The 17,480-nt window shown below is 72.2% G+C and carries 14 protein-coding genes; 3 read left to right on the top strand and 11 right to left on the bottom strand.

The window, feature by feature from the left end; genetic code table 11:
• Positions 1-93: 93 nt before the first annotated feature.
• The 8 genes from ABZ371_RS14675 to ABZ371_RS14640 form a co-directional block, all read right to left on the bottom strand.
• Complete coding sequence (locus tag ABZ371_RS14675) at positions 94-1,011, bottom strand: S1 family peptidase (RefSeq protein ID WP_358678516.1); 918 nt, start codon at positions 1,009-1,011, stop codon at positions 94-96.
• 670 nt (positions 1,012-1,681) lie between these two features.
• Positions 1,682-2,071: a nuclear transport factor 2 family protein gene (locus tag ABZ371_RS14670; RefSeq protein WP_358678513.1), complete on the bottom strand. Its 390-nt coding sequence runs from the start codon at positions 2,069-2,071 to the stop codon at positions 1,682-1,684.
• On the bottom strand, positions 2,064-2,612 hold the full coding sequence (locus ABZ371_RS14665; protein ID WP_358678510.1) for a DUF1697 domain-containing protein: 549 nt from the start codon (positions 2,610-2,612) through the stop codon (positions 2,064-2,066). Before ABZ371_RS14665 ends, ABZ371_RS14670 begins: the two co-directional genes overlap by 8 nt.
• 116 nt (positions 2,613-2,728) lie before the next feature.
• Complete coding sequence (locus ABZ371_RS14660; RefSeq protein ID WP_358678507.1) at positions 2,729-3,931, bottom strand: S8 family peptidase; 1,203 nt, start codon at positions 3,929-3,931, stop codon at positions 2,729-2,731.
• Positions 3,932-4,327: 396 nt separating this feature from the next.
• Positions 4,328-5,527, bottom strand: a complete 1,200-nt coding sequence (gene mgt / locus ABZ371_RS14655; RefSeq protein ID WP_358678504.1) for a macrolide-inactivating glycosyltransferase — start codon at positions 5,525-5,527, stop codon at positions 4,328-4,330.
• A gap of 58 nt (positions 5,528-5,585) precedes the next feature.
• Positions 5,586-6,887: an extracellular solute-binding protein gene (locus ABZ371_RS14650; protein WP_358678501.1), complete on the bottom strand. Its 1,302-nt coding sequence runs from the start codon at positions 6,885-6,887 to the stop codon at positions 5,586-5,588.
• Positions 6,887-7,726: a carbohydrate ABC transporter permease gene (locus tag ABZ371_RS14645; RefSeq protein WP_358678498.1), complete on the bottom strand. Its 840-nt coding sequence runs from the start codon at positions 7,724-7,726 to the stop codon at positions 6,887-6,889. Before ABZ371_RS14645 ends, ABZ371_RS14650 begins: the two co-directional genes overlap by 1 nt.
• Positions 7,723-8,667 carry a sugar ABC transporter permease gene (locus ABZ371_RS14640; protein ID WP_358678495.1) on the bottom strand — a complete coding sequence of 315 codons (945 nt, stop codon included), beginning with the start codon at positions 8,665-8,667 and terminating at the stop codon, positions 7,723-7,725. Before ABZ371_RS14640 ends, ABZ371_RS14645 begins: the two co-directional genes overlap by 4 nt.
• Before the next feature lie 125 nt (positions 8,668-8,792).
• Here ABZ371_RS14640 and ABZ371_RS14635 point away from each other — a divergent pair, with 125 nt between their 5' ends.
• Positions 8,793-9,659, top strand: coding sequence for an aminoglycoside phosphotransferase family protein (locus ABZ371_RS14635; RefSeq protein ID WP_358678492.1), 867 nt, complete (start codon positions 8,793-8,795; stop codon positions 9,657-9,659).
• Between the two features lie 172 nt (positions 9,660-9,831).
• Here ABZ371_RS14635 and ABZ371_RS14630 read toward each other — a convergent pair whose 3' ends face one another.
• The 3 genes from ABZ371_RS14630 to ABZ371_RS14620 all read right to left on the bottom strand — a co-directional run bounded on the left by ABZ371_RS14630 (position 9,832) and on the right by ABZ371_RS14620 (position 12,349).
• A complete protein-coding gene (locus tag ABZ371_RS14630) occupies positions 9,832-10,161 on the bottom strand; it encodes a hypothetical protein (protein ID WP_358678489.1) in 330 nt (109 codons plus the stop codon).
• Between the two features lie 108 nt (positions 10,162-10,269).
• Positions 10,270-11,031, bottom strand: a complete 762-nt coding sequence (locus ABZ371_RS14625; RefSeq protein ID WP_358678486.1) for a 3'-5' exonuclease — start codon at positions 11,029-11,031, stop codon at positions 10,270-10,272.
• Between the two features lie 85 nt (positions 11,032-11,116).
• Positions 11,117-12,349, bottom strand: a complete 1,233-nt coding sequence (locus ABZ371_RS14620) for an SAV2148 family HEPN domain-containing protein (protein WP_358678484.1) — start codon at positions 12,347-12,349, stop codon at positions 11,117-11,119.
• A 380-nt stretch (positions 12,350-12,729) separates the two neighbouring features.
• Between ABZ371_RS14620 and glgX the strand changes: the two genes are divergently transcribed.
• Both glgX and treY read left to right on the top strand, forming a co-directional pair.
• Positions 12,730-14,889, top strand: coding sequence for a glycogen debranching protein GlgX (gene glgX / locus ABZ371_RS14615; RefSeq protein WP_358678481.1), 2,160 nt, complete (start codon positions 12,730-12,732; stop codon positions 14,887-14,889).
• A 98-nt stretch (positions 14,890-14,987) separates the two neighbouring features.
• Positions 14,988-17,387 carry a malto-oligosyltrehalose synthase gene (treY, locus tag ABZ371_RS14610; RefSeq protein ID WP_358678478.1) on the top strand — a complete coding sequence of 800 codons (2,400 nt, stop codon included), beginning with the start codon at positions 14,988-14,990 and terminating at the stop codon, positions 17,385-17,387.
• Positions 17,388-17,480 lie beyond the last annotated feature (93 nt).

The raw sequence follows: 17,480 nt of genomic DNA, 5'->3' as shown, positions 1-17,480 counted from the left end.
CGTCGCCGGGTCCGGAGGCCTTCGTCCGGTCCGAGCCGGGCTCACGGCAGCGAACCCTGCTCCGGCCTTGTCCGGCCTTGCGGACGAGAGCCCTCAGAAGACGCTCACACCGTAGGCGGTGAGTGCCTCGGTGACCGGCTGGAAGAAGGTGGTGCCGCCGGAGGAGCAGTTGCCGCTGCCGCCCGAGGTCAGGCCTAGCGCCTTGGTGCCGGCGAAGAGGGAGCCACCGCTGTCACCGGGCTCGGCGCAGACGTTGGTCTGGATCAGGCCGTTGACGATGTCGCCCCCGCCGTAGTTCACGGTCGCGTTGAGGCCGGTGACCGTGCCGCTGTGCACACCGGTCGTGGAACCGCTGCGCTTCACCGCCTGGCCGACCGTGGGGTTCCCGGCGGAGGTGATGTCCTGGTAGCTGCCGTTGTAGAGGTAGACCCGGCCGTCGGCGTTGGCGGAGTTGGCGTGGCGGATGAGCCCGTAGTCGTTGCCGGGGAAGCTGCTGCCGGCCCGGGAACCGAGGGTGGTGGTCTGCCCGGAGTTGGTGTACCAGGTGCTGCCGATCTCGGTGCAGTGGCCCGCGGTCAACGCGTAGTAGGTGCTGCCGCTGCGGACGTTGAAGCCGAGGGAGCAGCGGCCGCCGCCCGCGTAGATGGCCTGGCCGCCCGCGATGAGCTTGTTGAACGTGCCGTTGGTGCGCTTGACGTCGACCTTGGCGCCGGAGTCGGTGACCGACTTCTTGATCGTGGCGATCTCGGCGGCGGAGACCGTGCTGTCCACGGTGACGACGACCTTGCCGCCGGCCGCCTCGGTGTACCAGGCGGTGCCGGCGATGTCGGCGCCGCGTACGGCGGAGCTGGCGTCGGCCAGTTCCGCCTTGGTCACCGTGGTGTCGGGTGCGGCCTGGGCGACCGCGGTCGGTGCCGCAAGCGCGACGGCGGTGACCAGACCGGAGGTCGCGGCGACGAGCCGGGCACGTCTGGAGAGCGAGCCGAGGGGGGCGAAGCGCTTGAAGGTCACGAGTTCCTCCATGAAGGGGGGTGTGACGGCCCGCTGGGTGGGCGGACCGCGCGTACGGCTGTCCACGACCCATGGGTTCTAGTCGTGGACCTGCCAACCGCACGAGGTGAATCCTTGACTCCGCTTGGTCCCGTGACAAGGCCGCCTTCCGGCCCGTCGGCGGGGGGCGGGGAGCGATGCCCGGCGGCTGACCGAATGAACTCCGAACGCGGCGATCCGCTCACCGGACGCAAGGGGGCAGCGAATTGCAGCAAAGGGCGAAGGAGGGACGGGACGTCGCCCCCGCCCCGCCCGGCATCGCGATCACACATGTCCCGGAAGACGCCCGCTCGGGCACTCCCGGGCACCCCCGGGACCGGATCACGACCCGGGGGACCGTCCGTTCGGTCGGCTTACCGCCGAATTGCCCGAGCGCCTCCTGTGGCCGGAATCAGCCCTTCCGGCGAGAACCGGCCGCACGGAGACGCCGGATCGGGCCGGTGCGGCACTCTTGCGCCGCCGTGCCGCCCTGTGCCGCCGCCACCGGCTCGTGCCGCACCGGCCCCGGGGCGTCCCGGCCGGGGCTCGATGACCCGGGCGATACGGCCGGGGCGACAGGGCGGGGGCGCCGTGACGGGGCGCGGGGCCCACGGCGGCCACGGCCCGCATGCGGGCGACGTCGGGGACTTCGTCAGACCTCGGCGAACGGGTCGTCGATGAACGGAGTGGCCTGGTGGAAGTAGAGCAGCCAGCCGCTCTCGGTCAGCCGCCACAGTGAACTGCGGTGCGAGCGCAGCCCGCGGGTCTCCGTGTCGAAGGTGAGGTGCACCAGATCCGGGGCGAGCTGCTCACCCCGCATCCGCGAGGCGGTCAGCGGGCCGGGGCGCGGTGCGCCGGGATCTGGGGTGGTGAGCGCGGCGATGATCGTGTCGCGCTCCCAGAGTCTGCCGCTGGTGCCGATCTCGCGGAAGGCGGGGTGGAGCATGGCCGCCAGCGCCTCCGCGGACGCCCGTACCACCGGATCGAGGAGGCGGAGCTCGCCCTCGATGGCTGCGGCCACGGCGGGCGATTGCTCAGTCACGCGTCATCTCCACGAGTTTGACCACGGTGTTCCAGTTGCGGCTGGTGGCGACCAGTCCACGGGTGAGTGCGGGCCGGCCCAGGGCCTCGGCCAATTTGGACCGGCCGAGCCCGTCGGGGGCGTACAGATAGAGCACGCGCGCGCCGAGCCGGAACTCCTCGGGCCGGAAGGCGGCGGCGTCGAGGGAGTGGAAGTGGGCCGCGTCGACGGGCCGGTCGAAGAAGGTGGCGTGCAGTTGCCTGCCCTCGAGCTCGGCGGCCGGGAAGGGGCAGGCGTCGGCCACGGACCGCAGGTAGGCGCCCGGGCGGACCAGGCAGTCGACCGGGAATCCGAACCGGGCCCCGATCGCCCGCTCCAGCTCGGCGCGGAGGGCGTCCTCGTCACCCGAGGCGCTGCTGAACACCGCGTTCCCGCTCTGCAGGTAGGTGGAGACGTCGTCGTGCCCCAGCTCCGTGAGCAGTGTGCGGAGTTCCGCCATGGGGACCTTCCGGTGACCGCTGACGTTGATCCCGCGCAGCAGCGCCGCATACCTCGTGCTCATGACCCCACCATAGGACGATCTTCCTGACGGTCGCGGCCGCCGCGCCCCGTGGGGGGAGGGCGCGGCGGCCGTGGAACCGTTGCTTCCTACTCGACCACTCGGCTACCGGTTACCGGCTACTCGACGATCTTGAGGAGCCTGTCGGCCGTTCCCTCGGTCGCGTTGGAGATGGCGTCGGGGGTGGCCCCCTCCGTGAGCGCCGTGGCGACCTGGGCCGGAGTGGAGTCCGGGTGACCGCCGAGGTAGACGGCGGCCGCGCCGACGACGTGCGGCGTCGCCATGGACGTGCCGGAGATGGCGTTCGTGGCGTCGTCGCTGTCGTTCCAGTCCGACGTGATGTCCGAGCCGGGGGCGTAGATGTCCACGACCGAGCCGAAGTTGGAGAACGACGACTGCTCGTCGCCCACCGTCGACGAGGCCACCGTGATGGCCTCGGGAACGCGGGCGGGCGAACCCTCGCCGGCGTCGCTCGACTCGTTGCCGGCGGCGACCGCGAACGTGACGCCGGACGAGATCGCCTTCCGGACCGCGGCGTCGAGGGCGGGGTCCGCCCCTCCGCCGAGGCTCATGTTGGCGACGGACGGGCCCTTGTGGTTGGCGGTGACCCAGTCGATGCCGGCGACGACCTGCTCGGTGGTCCCGGAACCGGCGTCGTCCAGGACGCGGACGGCGACGATCCTCGCCCTCTTGGCCACGCCGTGGGCGGCACCGGCGATGGTGCCGGCCACGTGGGTGCCGTGCCCGTTGCCGTCGCTCGCGTCGTCGTCGTTGTCCACGGCGTCGAAGCCCGAGGTGGCCCGGCCTTCGAAGTCGCCGTGGCTCACGCGTACGCCGGTGTCGATGACGTACGCCGTGACGCCCTCACCCGCGGCGTCCGGGTAGGTGTACGCCTTGTCCCCCGCGGTCGCGGCCTGGTCGATCCGGTCCAGGCCCCAGGACGGCGGGTTGTCCTGGGTGGCGTTGATGCTGAACTTCTTGTTCTGGACGACCTTGGCCACGGCCGGGTCGGCCGCGAGCCGCTTCGCCTCCGTCTGCGTCAGGCCGGCGGCCGAGAAGCCGTCGATGGCGGAGGTGTAGGTGCGCGACAGTGTGCCGCCGTACTTCTTCGCGAGCTTCGGCTTGTCCGCCTTCCCGTCCAGCATCACGATGTAGCTGCCGGAGACGGCCGTGGCCGCGTCGGCCCCGTAGACGGTGCCCATCGCGGGGGCCGGAGCGGCTCCGGCGAACGGGGTACCGAGAAGGCCGACGCCCGCGACGGCGGCGACGGCGGTTATCCCTGCGGTCAGCTTGACCCGGCGTGCGCGCTTGTGAGTTGCCATGAAGAGGGGTCTCCTCGTCATTCTTTGTGGGGGGATTGACCCTCGGCCGGAAGATCTCCGCGGGTTGCCTCGAAACCCTGCTGGATTGACGCGCCCAGATCAAGAACTTCATGTAGCCGTCACGCAGTCACCCTTCTTTCGTCACAGGAAATCCGGCCTTTCACGGCGAAACGCGGGCAGAGCAAACGAAGACTCCGAAATCCGCGCGCCGAGCACCGATTACCGGCGACATCCCGCCCGGTGGCGACCTCCCCGGAACTTCTCCCTCCCCTTCTGGCGACCTCCCCGGAGCCGCCCCCTCCACTTCTTCGCGGCAGCGCGGTCGCGTCGACCGAGCACGGGGCGGGAGGCCGACGGCACGAGGGAGCGGTACCGCACGCGCGTGAACCGGGGTGCTCAGGCGGGCAGTTCCGCCTCGATCAGGTCGGCCGCCCGCTTCGTGCCGCCCTCCCGTGCCATCCGCCGGCTGATGGCCGCCAGCCGGGCGGCGACCTCGGGATCGTCGACGAGTCCCAGCACGGCGGCCCTCAAGGAGGCGGCGTCCGCCCGCTCCTTGGGGAGGTGCGTGGCCACTCCCAGCGCCTGGAGCATGTCCGCGTTGCCGAACTGGTCCACGGCCTGGGGGACCGCGACCATCGGTGTCGCGGTGGCGAGCCCCTCCTGACTGCCCCCCGCGCCCGCGTGGGTGATGAAGGCGTCCGCCTGCCGGAGCACGGACAGCTGGGGCACCCAGGCGTGCGTCTCGATGTTGGCCGGTACGTCACCGAGTGCGGCGGGGTCCACATGGGCGCCGATCTGGAGCACGACGTGCCAGCCCGGCAGGTCACCGAAGGCCCGGACGCACTCGCGGTAGAACTCCGGCTCGTCGGTGTAGGCGGATCCGAGCGAGACGAGCAGCACCCTCTCCGCCCCCGCCGGACGTTCCCAGCGCCCCTGATCGGCACGCTCGCCCTGACAGGCGCCCACGAAGGTGTGGACCGTGCGGTCCACACGGTCGGCATGGGGCTGCAACGCCTCCGGAATCAGGACGAGGGCGCGGCGGGGACGGGCGACGAAGGCGTCCGGGTGCACCTCACCGAGGCCGTTCACGTCGAGCCAGTGCGCGAAGCGCGCGTAGTACGCCCGGCCCCGCTCCGACTTCATGAGCTCGGCGGCCGCCGGCTCGCCGACCTCCTCCTCGTACCCCTCCCAGGGCACGAGGTTGGGCCAGAGCGAGACGGCCGGGACGCCCCAGCGGTGGGCGAGGACGCGGGCCGGGTAGGAGGTGATGTCGTGCAGGACGAGGTCCGGTTCGTCGCCGTCGAACGCCTCGGCGAGCTGGGGCAGGGCCTGCATCCCGTCCTGGAGGAACAGCTCGACGGCGTCGACGGGTTCGGTACCCCATGCCTCCGGTCTGTCCTCGGTGGGCAGGACGGAGGCGTAGATCACCGGATCCGCACCCGTCGAGGCGATCGTGCCGGCGAAGGAGGCCGGAATGGCGTAGCTGACGCGGTGCCCGCGGGAGACGAGCTCCCGGATCACTTCGAGGCTCGGGTTCACGTGCCCGTGGGCGGCGATGGAGAACATGGCGATGTGGGAGCGCGGGGTTGTCGGCATGACCCTCACACTAAACGAGACGCAACGTCTCGTCTAGTCATTGCCCGCGTCCGCCGGGTCAGCGTTGATATCGCGCCAGCACCCGGTTCCCCGAGTCGACCAGCCGTCTCTTCAGCTCCTCGGTGCCGATCGCTCCGCTGTAGTACTCCTGCAACGCCGGGGTGGCCACCTTGTCCTTCCACTCCGGATAGCCGCGGACCGACCCGGCCGGGGCCGGGCGCAGGGCACCGGCGAGGGCGGTGCCGGCCGCCCAGCCGTTCTCGGTGGTGCGCAGCGAAGGATCGGCCAGGGCGGTGGTGCCGGTCGGCAGCATCCAGTCGCCCTTGGCCAGACGCACCACGTTCGGCGGGCGCAGCAGGAAGTCGATGAACCGCACGGCCTCCTTCTTGTGCGGGCTGTCCTCGGCCACCGAGAGCGTCTGCGGGCTCACCCCCTGGGCGAGCCCGCCGGCGCCCGCCGGGGCGGGCAGGACGCTCCACTCGAAGCCTTCGGGAGCCTGCTCGGCGACCTGCTGCCGGTAGGAGAAGCCCAGGGGGACCATGGCGTACCTGCCGCCGAAGAAGCCGGGCAGGGTGTCGGAACCGCCCATTCCCAGCGCGGTGCGAGCCGCGCTGCGGTCCTCGTTGACCTGGTCGCGGACCGTTTCGGGCATGACCTGGTCGCCCTCCCCGAAGCGGATGGTCACCCTGCCGTCCGAGCCGCGGTGGAAGAGCCGGCCACCGGCCGACAGGCCCAGGTTGAGCGTGACGGAGACCGGTTCCCTGAGGGGCCACGCCACCCCGTACCGCTCCTTCGTCGTCAGTTCGGCGGCGACCTGCCGGAACTCCGCCCAGCTCCAGGGCCGCCGGGGGGTGGGGATCCGGACCCCCGACGCCCGCAGGATCCTCGTGTTCGCGATCAGGACCCTGGGCTCCTGGAGGAAGGGCACACCGTAGAGGCCGTCACCGAAGGCCGTGGACCGCCAGGACCGCTGCGGGATGTCCTCGGTCAGCCTCCGCGGCAGCAGCGGGCGGAGGTCGGCGAGGTACCCCCCGTAGGCGAAGTCGGCGAGGTCGTCGGAGGCGTCGTGGATGATGTCGGGTGCCTCACCGCCCTCGAAGGACGTGAGCAGCTGGTCGTGCACGGTGTCCCAGCTGCCCTGCTGGTAGTCCACCTGGACGTCGGGGTGGGCGGCGTTCCACTCCCTCACCAGCCGCTTGTTGGCGTCGACGGACTCCTTCTGCCACGCCGGCGACAAGAAGCTCAGCCGGACCGGGCCGCCGGGCTCCGCGTCGCGGCCCGCATCCCCCGAGCATCCGGCCAGCAGCAGGGTGAGCGCGGCGGCCACCGACACGGCGGAGGCGAGGGGCCCGCGGCGCATCAGTGCTTCACCGCCCCGGCCGTCAGCCCGCCCGTGACGCGCTTCTGGATGAGCGCGAAGACGAGGAGGGAGGGAAGGGTGGCCAGGAAGGCGGCGGCGGCGAGCGGCCCGAGGTCGGCCACACCCTCCGCGCCGAGGAAATGGGTGAGTACGACGGGCAAGGTCTGCTTCTCCGGGGTCTTGAGCAGGACGAGAGCGAAGAAGAACTCGTTCCACGCGGTGATGAACGCGAAGAGCGCGGTGGCGACGATCCCGGGTGCCAGCAGTGGCGCGGTCACGGAGACGAGCGTCCGGATCCTCCCGGCCCCGTCGACCGCCGCGGCCTCCTCCAGTTCACGCGGCACCGCCCGGACGTATCCGGCGAGCATCCACAGGGCGAAGGGCAGTGACCACACCACGTACACCATGATCAGCCCCCACAGGGAGTTGATCAGGTGCAGGTTCTTCAGGACCAGGAAGAGCGGGATGATGACCAGGACGAAGGGGAATGCCTGGCTGATCACCACCCACCCGGTGGCGGCCGTGGACAGCCTCCCGCGGTGACGCGCCATCACGTACGCCATGGGCGTGGCGATGACGACGGTGATCAGAGCCGCGCACAGGGCGGCCGTCAGGGAGTTGGCGGCGGCCCGGAGCAGCGGCTGTTCACCGAAGGCCTGCCGGAAGTTGCCCAGGGTCGGGTCCTCGGGAAGCCACGTGGGGTGCAGCGAGCCCAGCTCGCGGGCGGGCTTGAAGGCCGTGGAGATCAGCCACAGGAAGGGGAACGCCAGGAAGACCAGGTAGCACGCGAGCGCGGCGTACTGCCCGGTCCGTGCCGCCGTGCCGGTACGCGGACTCACGTGCCCTCGCCTCCTCCGAGCCGGCCGGCGAGGAAGACGGCGAGGATCACGGAGATCACCGCGACCATCACGCACCCCATCGCCGCGGCGTAGCCGAACTGCCCGTAACGGAAGGCCTCCTCGTAGGCGAACAGCATGGGCAGCCTGGTCCGGCCGCCGGGCCCCCCGCTGGTCAGGACGTAGACCAGGGCGAAGGAGTTGAAGTTCCAGATGAAGTTGAGGGCGGTGACGGCCAGGGCTACGGGCCGGATCGCGGGCCAGGTGACGGTACGGAATCGGCGCCAGGCACCGGCCCCGTCGAGCGCGGCCGCCTCGTGGAGTTCGGGTGGGGTGTTCTGCAGTCCGGCCAGCAGGGCCACGGTGGTCTGGGGCATGCCCGCCCAGATGCCCACGAGGACCACGGCGGGCAGGGCGGTGGCCGTTCCCGTGAGCCAGTCGCGGCCGTCACCGAGGCCGAGGTCGCGCAGGGTCTCGTTCAGGATGCCGGCGTCGGGGTTGTAGACCAGGCGCCACATGATCCCGACGACCACCTCGGGCATGGCCCACGGGACGATGGCCAGCGCCCTGGCCATCCAGCGCAGGCGGAGATCCGCGTTGAGCAGCAGGGCGAGGCCCAGAGCCAGTACGAACTGCGGCAGCGTCACGCCGACCGCCCACACCAGGCCGATCCGAAAGGAGTCCCAGAACAGGGTGTCGTGCAGCAGGTCCTGGAAGTTGAGGGCGCCGGTCCAGCGGGTCGCGCGGGTGCGGCCCGACTGTGCGTCGGTGAAGGCCAGCGCGATGCCGTACAGCAGCGGCCCGACGCTCAGGATCAGGATGGGGATCAGCGCGGGCAGCACCAGGAACCAGGCGGCTCCGTCACGTCGCCCGCGCCGTTTAGACGGGCCGCCAGGTGGGCGTTCGCGGCCGCCCTGTGGCGCCACCACGCCGGTCGCTGTCATGAATTCGACCCCTTTGCCTCATCGGATCGGTTTCATCCATCTTTGGCCGCCCGCCCGGCCTCCGTCATCGTGCTGACGCGCGGTCCGTTCGTCAAGGTGGCCTGCACGGATGCGAAAATCGGCGGATGGACGAGACGCGCGCACGCGAGGTACTGACCACCGCCGGGCTGCCCGGCCGCGCCGAACTGCTCGCACTGGGCGAGAACGCGGTGTTCGCGGTCGGGGACCTGGTGGTCAAGGTCGGCAGGGACGCCACCTCGCACCCGGAACTGCGGGAGCGGGCCGAGCGCGAGGTCGCCGTCGCCCGGTGGCTCGCCGACTCCGGCGTGCCGGCCGTGCGGGCCGCCGAGTACACGGTCCGGTCGGCCGGAGGCCATCCGGTGACGCTGTGGCACCGGCTTCCCGAGGCGGTACGCCCTCCCGAGGCCCGGGACCTGGCGCCCCTGCTCACCGCGGTCCACGCGCTGCCCGCACCGCAGGGGCCGGAGCTGCCGCGCCGCGAACTGCTCGGCGGCGTGGAGCGATGGCTGCGGCTGGCGGGCGACGCGATCGACCCCGCCGACGCCGAGTACCTGCGCGGCCGGCGTGACGGCTTCGCCAGGGCGGCGACCGCCCTGGCCCCGCACCTGCCGCCCGGTCCGATCCACGGCGACGCCCTCCCCCGCAACGTCCATGTCGGCCCGGACGGTCCGGTCCTGGTCGACCTGGAGACCTTCTCCTGCGATCTGCGCGAGCACGACCTGGTGGTGCTCGCCCTCTCCCGCGACCGGTACGGCCTGCCCGCCGAGGCCTACGAGGCGTTCACCACGGCCTACGGCTGGGACGTGCGCGCATGGGAGGGCTGCGCCGTGCTCCGCGGGGCCCGCGAGACGGCCAGCTGCGCCTGGGTCGCCCAGCACGCCCCGGCCAACCCGAAGGCGCTGACCGAGTTCCGCCGCAGAGTGGCGTCCCTGCGCGCGGACGACCCCGAGGTCCGCTGGTACCCGTTCTGAGCAGCGGGCGGGCGCCGGTGCCGCCTGCCCGTGGCCCGGGTCGGCCCAGCGGGCTCCTCGACAGGCTCACTGCGGCTGGGCACCCCGAGAAGGGGGTCACCCCTTGTCCGGCCCGGGAGTCGGGGACGGCCCTGCTCGCCCTCGACCGGCCCGACCTGCCGTGGGCCGTCCGTCAGGGCGCGGCGGACGGCGCCGGCCTCGTGGCCCGGTGGCTCAGGGCGGAGCCCGCCCGGCAGACCTTCTTCATCGCCTCGCGGTTGACCGTGCCGTCCGGATACGGACGCGCCCGGTCGAAGAGGAGCACGAGGTGCGCGTCCGGGAGGAGCGGCGGGAAGTGGGACGGGCCGGGAACCCCCGCGGCTGCGGGCCTCGTCGCGGTGCGCCCGGGGCCCAGGACCGGACCGTCTCGCGTCGCCGGACGATCGAGCGCGGGCAGGGCGGACGGTTCGCGGCGGCGCAGTCGTTCGGCTTCGAGGGTGCGGGCGAGGCGCGTGCCGTACACGCCGCACGCCGACGGCGGGGAGCGGCGGGCACCCTCGGTGTGCCGGTCACCGCGGCCTTGCCGGACGCGGGCCGGGACGGCTCCGGCGTCGAGGCCGACGGAACGGGGTCACCGCCCGCGGGCCGGCACCTCGGGCCCGCTCTCCCCCGCCAGCGGCTCCCGGCTCCGCGGGATGAGCGGCCAGGCCGGCTCGACGACCGCCGCCGGATCCGACGTGCGCCGCAGATAGGCCTGAAGCGAGAGCGACTGCTCGGCCGCCGCGTGTACCTGGAGACCGTGCAGGTCCTCCAGCGGCATCACGCCGACGGGCTGGTGCTTCTCCCCCATGCGCCGCACCACGCGCGCGGCCGCCACGGCGTCCGCCCGGGCGTCGTGCGCCTCGTCGAGCGACACCCCGTAGTGGGCGCACAACGCGTGCAGGGCCCGCTTCCCCTTGCGGTACTTGTCGACGTGCTTGTCGAGGACGAGCGGATCGATGACGGGAGAGGGTGCGTCACCCAGGCGCTCGCTCACCGAGGCGAGCGCGTACCTGCGGCACTCCCGGTCGAGCAGGGACAGGTCGTAGCGGGCGTTCATCACCACGAGAGGCGTCCCCGAGCGCAGCCCGTCGGTGACGGCCCGTGCGATCTCCTCGATCGCGGAGGCGGCCGGTGCCCCGTGCTCGCGTGCGCGGTCGGTCGAGATGCCGTGGATCGCCGACGCCTGCGCGGGTATGGCGACACCGGGATCCAGCAGCCACGTCCGCTCCTGAGACACGGAACCGTCGGCCTCCAGCCGGACGACCGCCGCCGACACGATGCGGTCGGTCTCGACGTCCGTCCCCGTGGTCTCCAGGTCGAACGCCAGCAGCGGTCCACTGATCCAGCTCATCCCGTACCTCCTTCTGTGATGCGTGGTGCGGTCCCCCGAGTGATGAACACCCTCGCACGCGCCACTGACAACGCGGGAGGAGGCGTCAGGAGACGGGCCGGGAGTCCGTCCACACCGACTCGAACTCCTCGCGGTAGGTCTCGAAGAGCCCGTGCTCGCTGTCCTGTCCGGCCCGGACCACCGCGCGGCCCCCGCCGCGCAGCACCAGCACCGGTGCCTCCATGCCGCGTGCGCGCCGCAGGTAGGGCTGCACGACCCCCACCGCGTCCGGGCCGTCGCCGTCCACCAGATAGGCCGTGAAGCGCGGCGTCTCGTCGAAGACCTGGATCTGGAAGGCGCCCGGGTCGCGGAGCTTGGAGCGCACCCGGCGCATGTGCAGGATGTTCATCTCGACGGACCGGCTCAGCTCGCCCTTCTTGAGTCCGAGCTCCCGCTCCCTGCGCTTGACGGCGCTGCTGGCCGGGTTGATGAAGAGCAGCCGGACCCGGCAGCCCGACTCGGCGAGGCGGACCAGCCTGCGGCCGGAGAAGTTCTGGGTGAGCAGGTTGAGCCCTATGCCGATCGCGTCGAGCCGGCGGGCGCCGCCGAACAGGTCCTCGGCGGGCAGCTGGCGCTGGAGGCGCACCCGGTCGGAGTGGACGGAGACCACGTCGGCGTACCGGTCGCCGACCAGTTCCTCGACCGCGTCCACGGGCAGCCGGTCGGCGGACGGGACGGCGGCCCCGCTCCCGAGGATCTCCAGGAGCCGCGCGGAGGCGCGTTCGGCCTGCGCCAGGACCGCCTCGTTCAGCGCGCGGTTGCGGGAGACGACGTTGCGCGCCACCTCCAGCTCGTCGAGGGCCAGCTCCACCTCGCGGCGGTCGTCGAAATAGGGTTCGAAGCAGGCCCAGTGCTGGACCATCAGCTCACGCAGCTGCGGCAGCGTGAGGAAGCTGAGGACGTTGTCGTCGGCCGGGTCGAGCAGGTAGCCCTTGCGCCGGGAGACCTCCCGGACCGCGACGGCGCGCTGGACCCACTCCTGCCCGGCGGGCCCGGCGGCGGCCACGACCCAGTCCTCGCCGTGCACCGGTTCGTAGATCGGCCGGATGACGGCGGAGACCACGGCGCGCAACCGCTGCTCCACGAGATTCAGCCAAATATAGGCCCGGCCGGCGCGCTGGGCCCGCGTGCGCACCTCGTTCCAGGCGTCCGCTCCCCAGTCCAGCTCGGCGCCGATCTCCAAGGGCTGCGCGAGGGAGACCGCCCCCGGCGGGGCATCGGTCGGTTCCCCCTCGTGACCTGCGTCACCTGGGGGCAGCTCGAATCCTCCCGAGCTCACCCGTGTACCGCCTTCCACTCCCCCACCAACGATCAAGGAAGGGTACTCCGGGACCGGGAGCCGGTGCAGCAGGATGCACAGGCTGCTCACTCAACTCCCCTATGTGAAAGGTCCGTTCCAGGCGGCGACATCGGCCGGAGTGAGCTGATTCATAGCGTTTGGGCGCCTCCCGTACGCCCCATACCGGGCGGCGGGGCGCGTCGGCCGGGCCGGGCCCCCTCCGGGCGACACGCACGTGTCCGAAGTTGACCGTCCCGGCTGAATCCGGCCCGACGGGACCCGGCCGCACCGGCGGACGTACTAGGTACGCGCACATCTTTCGGGGAGTATCGGGGCAAGAACCCTCCGACACCCGGATCAGAAATGGAAGAGTCCTATCTATGCAGGTCTGGCCGGGACAGGCGTATCCCCTCGGCGCCACGTACGACGGCGCCGGCACCAACTTCGCGGTCTTCTCGGAGGCCGCCGACCGGATCGAGTTGTGCCTGCTGCACGACGACGGTTCAGAAACGGCGGTGGAACTCCGCGAGACCGACGCGTTCGTCCGGCATGCCTACCTGCCCGGGGTGATGCCGGGGCAGCGCTACGGCTTCCGGGTGCACGGCCCGTACGAGCCGCAGCGCGGGCAGCGCTGCAACTCCGCGAAACTGCTCCTCGATCCGTACGCGCGTGCGATCTCCGGGCAGATCGAGTGGGGGGAGGCGGTCTACGGCTATCCCTTCGGCAAGCCGAACGAGCGCAACGACCTCGACTCGGCTCCGCACACCATGAGCTCGGTCGTCGTCAACCCGTACTTCGACTGGGGCGACGACCGCCGTCCCCGCACGGACTACCACCGCACCGTGATCTACGAGGCCCACGTCAAGGGCCTGACGATGCTCCACCCGGGCCTGCCCGAGGAGCTGCGGGGGACGTACGCGGGGCTCGCGCACCCCGACATCATCGCCCACCTGACGGAGCTGGGCGTCACCGCGATCGAGCTCATGCCGGTGCACCAGTTCGTCCAGGACCACCGCCTCGCCGACGCGGGCCTGGCCAACTACTGGGGCTACAACACCATCGGCTTCTTCGCCCCGCACAACTCCTACGCCTCCTGGGGCGACCGCGGGGAGCAGGTGCTCGAGTTCAAGCAGGCCGTGAAGGCCCTGCACCAGGCGGGCATCGAGGTGATCCTCGACGTGGTGTACAACCACACCGCGGAGGGCAACCACCTGGGCCCGACGCTCTCCTTCCGCGGCCTGGACAACGCCTCGTACTACCGGCTGACGGACGACCCGCAGTACTACATGGACACCACGGGCACGGGGAACTCCCTGCTGATGCGGTCCCCCCACGTCCTCCAGCTGATCATGGACTCGCTGCGGTACTGGGTCACCGAGATGCACGTGGACGGTTTCCGCTTCGACCTGGCGGCCACACTCGCGCGCCAGTTCCACGAGGTGGACCGCCTGTCCTCGTTCTTCGACCTGGTGCAGCAGGACCCGGTCGTCAGCCAGGTGAAGCTGATCGCCGAGCCCTGGGACGTCGGCGAGGGCGGCTACCAGGTGGGGAACTTCCCGCCCCTGTGGACCGAGTGGAACGGCAAGTACCGGGACACCGTGCGGGACCTGTGGCGGGGCGAGCCCCGGACGCTGGCGGAGTTCGCGGGCCGGCTCACCGGTTCCTCCGACCTCTACCAGGACGACGGCAGGCGCCCGCTGGCCTCCATCAACTTCACCACCTGCCACGACGGGTTCACGCTGCACGACCTCGTCTCGTACAACGACAAGCACAACGAGGCCAACGGCGAGGGCAACCGCGACGGCGAGAGCCACAACCGCTCGTGGAACTGCGGCGCGGAGGGTGACACGGAGGACAAGGAGGTGCTGGAGCTGCGCGGCCGTCAGATGCGCAACTTCATCGCCACCCTGATGCTCTCCCAGGGCGTGCCCATGCTGAGCCACGGCGACGAGTTCGCCCGTACGCAGCGCGGGAACAACAACGCCTACTGCCAGGACAACGAGCTCTCCTGGGTGCACTGGCCCGACCCGGACGCCGCGCGCTCGCCCGGGGGCGACGGCGCGGACGCCGCCGACGGCACGGACACGAGCCTCCTGGAGTTCACCCGGTCCATGGTCTGGCTGCGCCGCGACCATCCGGTGTTCCGGCGCAGGCGCTTCTTCCACGGCCGTCCCGTGGAGGGCACGCACGACGAGCTGTCGGACATCGCGTGGTTCACCCCCCGGGGTGAGGAGATGACCCAGCGGGACTGGCAGGCCGCCCACGCCAAGGCGATGACGGTCTTCCTGAACGGTCACGCGATCTCGGAGCCCGGGCCGCGCGGGGAGCGGATCTCCGACGACTCCTTCCTGCTCATGTTCAACGCGGGCGCCGAGAACCTGGAGTTCACCGTTCCGGCGCACCACGGGAAGCGGTGGCAGGTCGTCGTGGACACGGCAGTCCCGGACGGCGTCCCCCCGGGCGCCGGGCCGAAGGTCTCCGCGGGCGAACGGGTGACCCTCATCGGGCGCAGTCTGACGGTGCTCAAGCGTCCGGCGTAGGCCGAAAGGGTCACCCGGGCCGGGCCGGGGACCGCCGGCGGGCAGCTGGTGCGGCGTCAGGTGACACAGAGGCCGTCAGGTTGGGTACGTAGGTGTCCATGACGCCCACCGCCACGTACCGGCTGCAGCTCCAACCGGACTTCCCGTTCGCAGCCGCCGCAGACGCCGTGCCGTACATCGCCGGGCTCGGCGTCTCCCACCTGCACCTGTCCCCCGTCCTGGAGGCCGTGCCCGGATCCGGGCACGGCTACGACGTCGTCGACCACAGCCGGGTGCGAGCCGAGCTCGGCGGCGAGGAGGGGCTGCGCCGGCTGGCCGCCACCGCCCGCGCCCACGGACTGGGGATCGTCCTCGACATCGTGCCCAACCACATGGCGGCCGCTCCCCGCCACAACCGGCCGCTGTGGGAGGTGCTGCGCGAGGGCCGGGAATCCCCTTACGCGCACTGGTTCGACATCGACTGGACGGCCGGCGGGGGGAAGATCCTGCTGCCGGTCCTCGCCGGGCGGATCGGTGAGGAGAGCGGCGGCTTCGAGGTCGGCGAGCGGGACGACGGCACGCCCGTGCTCCGCTACGGCGAGCAGGAGTTCCCCCTGCGCGCGGGTACGGCCGGTCTCCCCCTGCCGCAGCTGCTGGCCGCCCAGCACTACCGGCTCGCCTGGTGGCGCCTGGCGCGCACCGAGCTGAACTACCGGAGGTTCTTCACCATCTCCGACCTCATCGGGGTGCGGGTGGAGCACCCCGACGTCTTCGACGCGACCCACGGCACGATCCTGCGCCTGGCCGCGGACGGAGTCGTGGACGGTCTGCGCATCGACCATCCGGACGGCCTCGCCGAGCCCGCCGCGTACCTCGAGCGGCTGAGCCGCGCCGCCGAGGGGCGGTGGACGGTCGTCGAGAAGATCCTGACCGGCTCCGAGGCGCTTCCCGCGGGCTGGGCCGTCGCGGGGACGACCGGGTACGACGCGTTGCACCGCGTCGACGGGGTCTTCACCGACGCGATGGGGGCGGCCGACCTGCTCGGCCGCTACCGGGACTTCGCGGGCCCGCCCGGGGACCGCGGCGGCTACTGGGCGGCCACGGTCCGCCGGGCGGCCTACCGGGTCGTCAGCCACGACCTCGCCGCCGAGACGGAGTGGCTCACGCGCCTCGCCGTCCAGGCCTGCGCCACGGACCCCGACCTGCGCGACCACGCCCCGTGGGCCCTGCGCACGGCGGTGCGCGAGCTGCTGGTGCGGGTGCCTGTGTACCGCCCGTACGTCACGGCGGGCGGGCCCCTCACCGAGATCGCGGAAGCGACCCTGCCGGACGACGCGGTGCGGGACGCCCGAGCGGTGTTCTCCGTCCCCGAGGAGGCGGACGCCGTCGACGTGGTGCGGGCGCTGGCCCTGGGCCGCCTCGGCGACGGACCGGACCACGCGGCGTTCTGCGCCCGGTTCGCCCAGACCGCGTCAGCACTGCACGCCAAGTCCGTCGAGGACACGGCCTTCTACCGGTACGTGCCGCTGATCTCGGCGACCGAGGTGGGCGGCGACCCCGGCCGGCCCGCGGTGAGCCCGGAGGACTTCCACGCCTTCTGCGCCCGCATCGCCCGCGACTGGCCGGCCACCGGCACGGTGCTGACCACGCACGACACCAAGCGGAGCGGGGACGTACGGGCCCGGATCGCGGTCCTGTCCGAATGTCCCGAGCGGTGGTCCTCCCTGGTGGCGCGGCTGACGCGGGCGGCCCCCGTGGCGGCCCCCGATCCGCAGCTGGCGTGGCAGGCATGGCAGTCGGCGTACGGTTGCGCCGGCCTGCCCGCCGGGGAGGCTGCGGGGAGGCTGGCGCCCGCCCTGCTGAAGGCCGTGCGGGAGGCGGGCCTGTTCACCAGCTGGACCGAGCCCGACCCCGCGTACGAGCGTGCGGTGACGGATTTCGTGGCGGCGGGTCCGGGCGCCGACGAGGGTGAGGCGCGGTCGCTCATGACCCGGTTCGCCGACTCGCTCGAACCCCACGTCCGGGCCAACGTGCTGGGCGCCGCGCTGGTCCACCTGACGATGCCGGGTGTGCCCGACCTGTACCAGGGCACGGAGCGGGAGTACATCGCGCTGGTCGACCCGGACAACCGCCGGTCTTTCGCCGAGCCCACCGGGGAGCCGGACGAGAAGGCCCGGATCACGACGGCCGCCCTGCGGTCGCGGCGGGAGCGCCCGGACGCCTTCGGCGAGTCGGGGACGTACGCCCCGCTCACCTCGCGGGGCCCGGCGGCCTCCCACTGCCTGGCGTTCTGCCGGTCCGGCGAGGTGGTCACCGCCGTGACCAGGCTGTCGCTGCGCCTCGCGGAGGAGGGCGGCTGGCGCGACACCGCGCTGACCCTGCCCGACGAGGGGCCGTGGCACGACGAGCTGTCCCCGGGGCGGGAGTTCGGGGGCGGCTCGGTCGCGCTGGCGGAGCTCTTCGCGGACCGGCCCGTGGCGCTGCTCACCAGGTCCGCGTCCGGCGGCGGGTCCGCCTGACCACCCGGTCCGCCTGACCACCGGGCCGTGCTGCCCGGCGGGCCCTCGTGCGGCGCCGGACGCGGTGTGCCGTCGAGGCCGCGGGACGCCCGG

The sequence above is a fragment of the Streptomyces sp. NPDC005899 genome (assembly GCF_040629645.1).
Classification (GTDB): domain Bacteria; phylum Actinomycetota; class Actinomycetes; order Streptomycetales; family Streptomycetaceae; genus Streptomyces.
The sequence above is the reverse complement of the archived record's forward strand: the minus strand, read 5'-3'. Positions and strand labels throughout refer to the sequence as shown.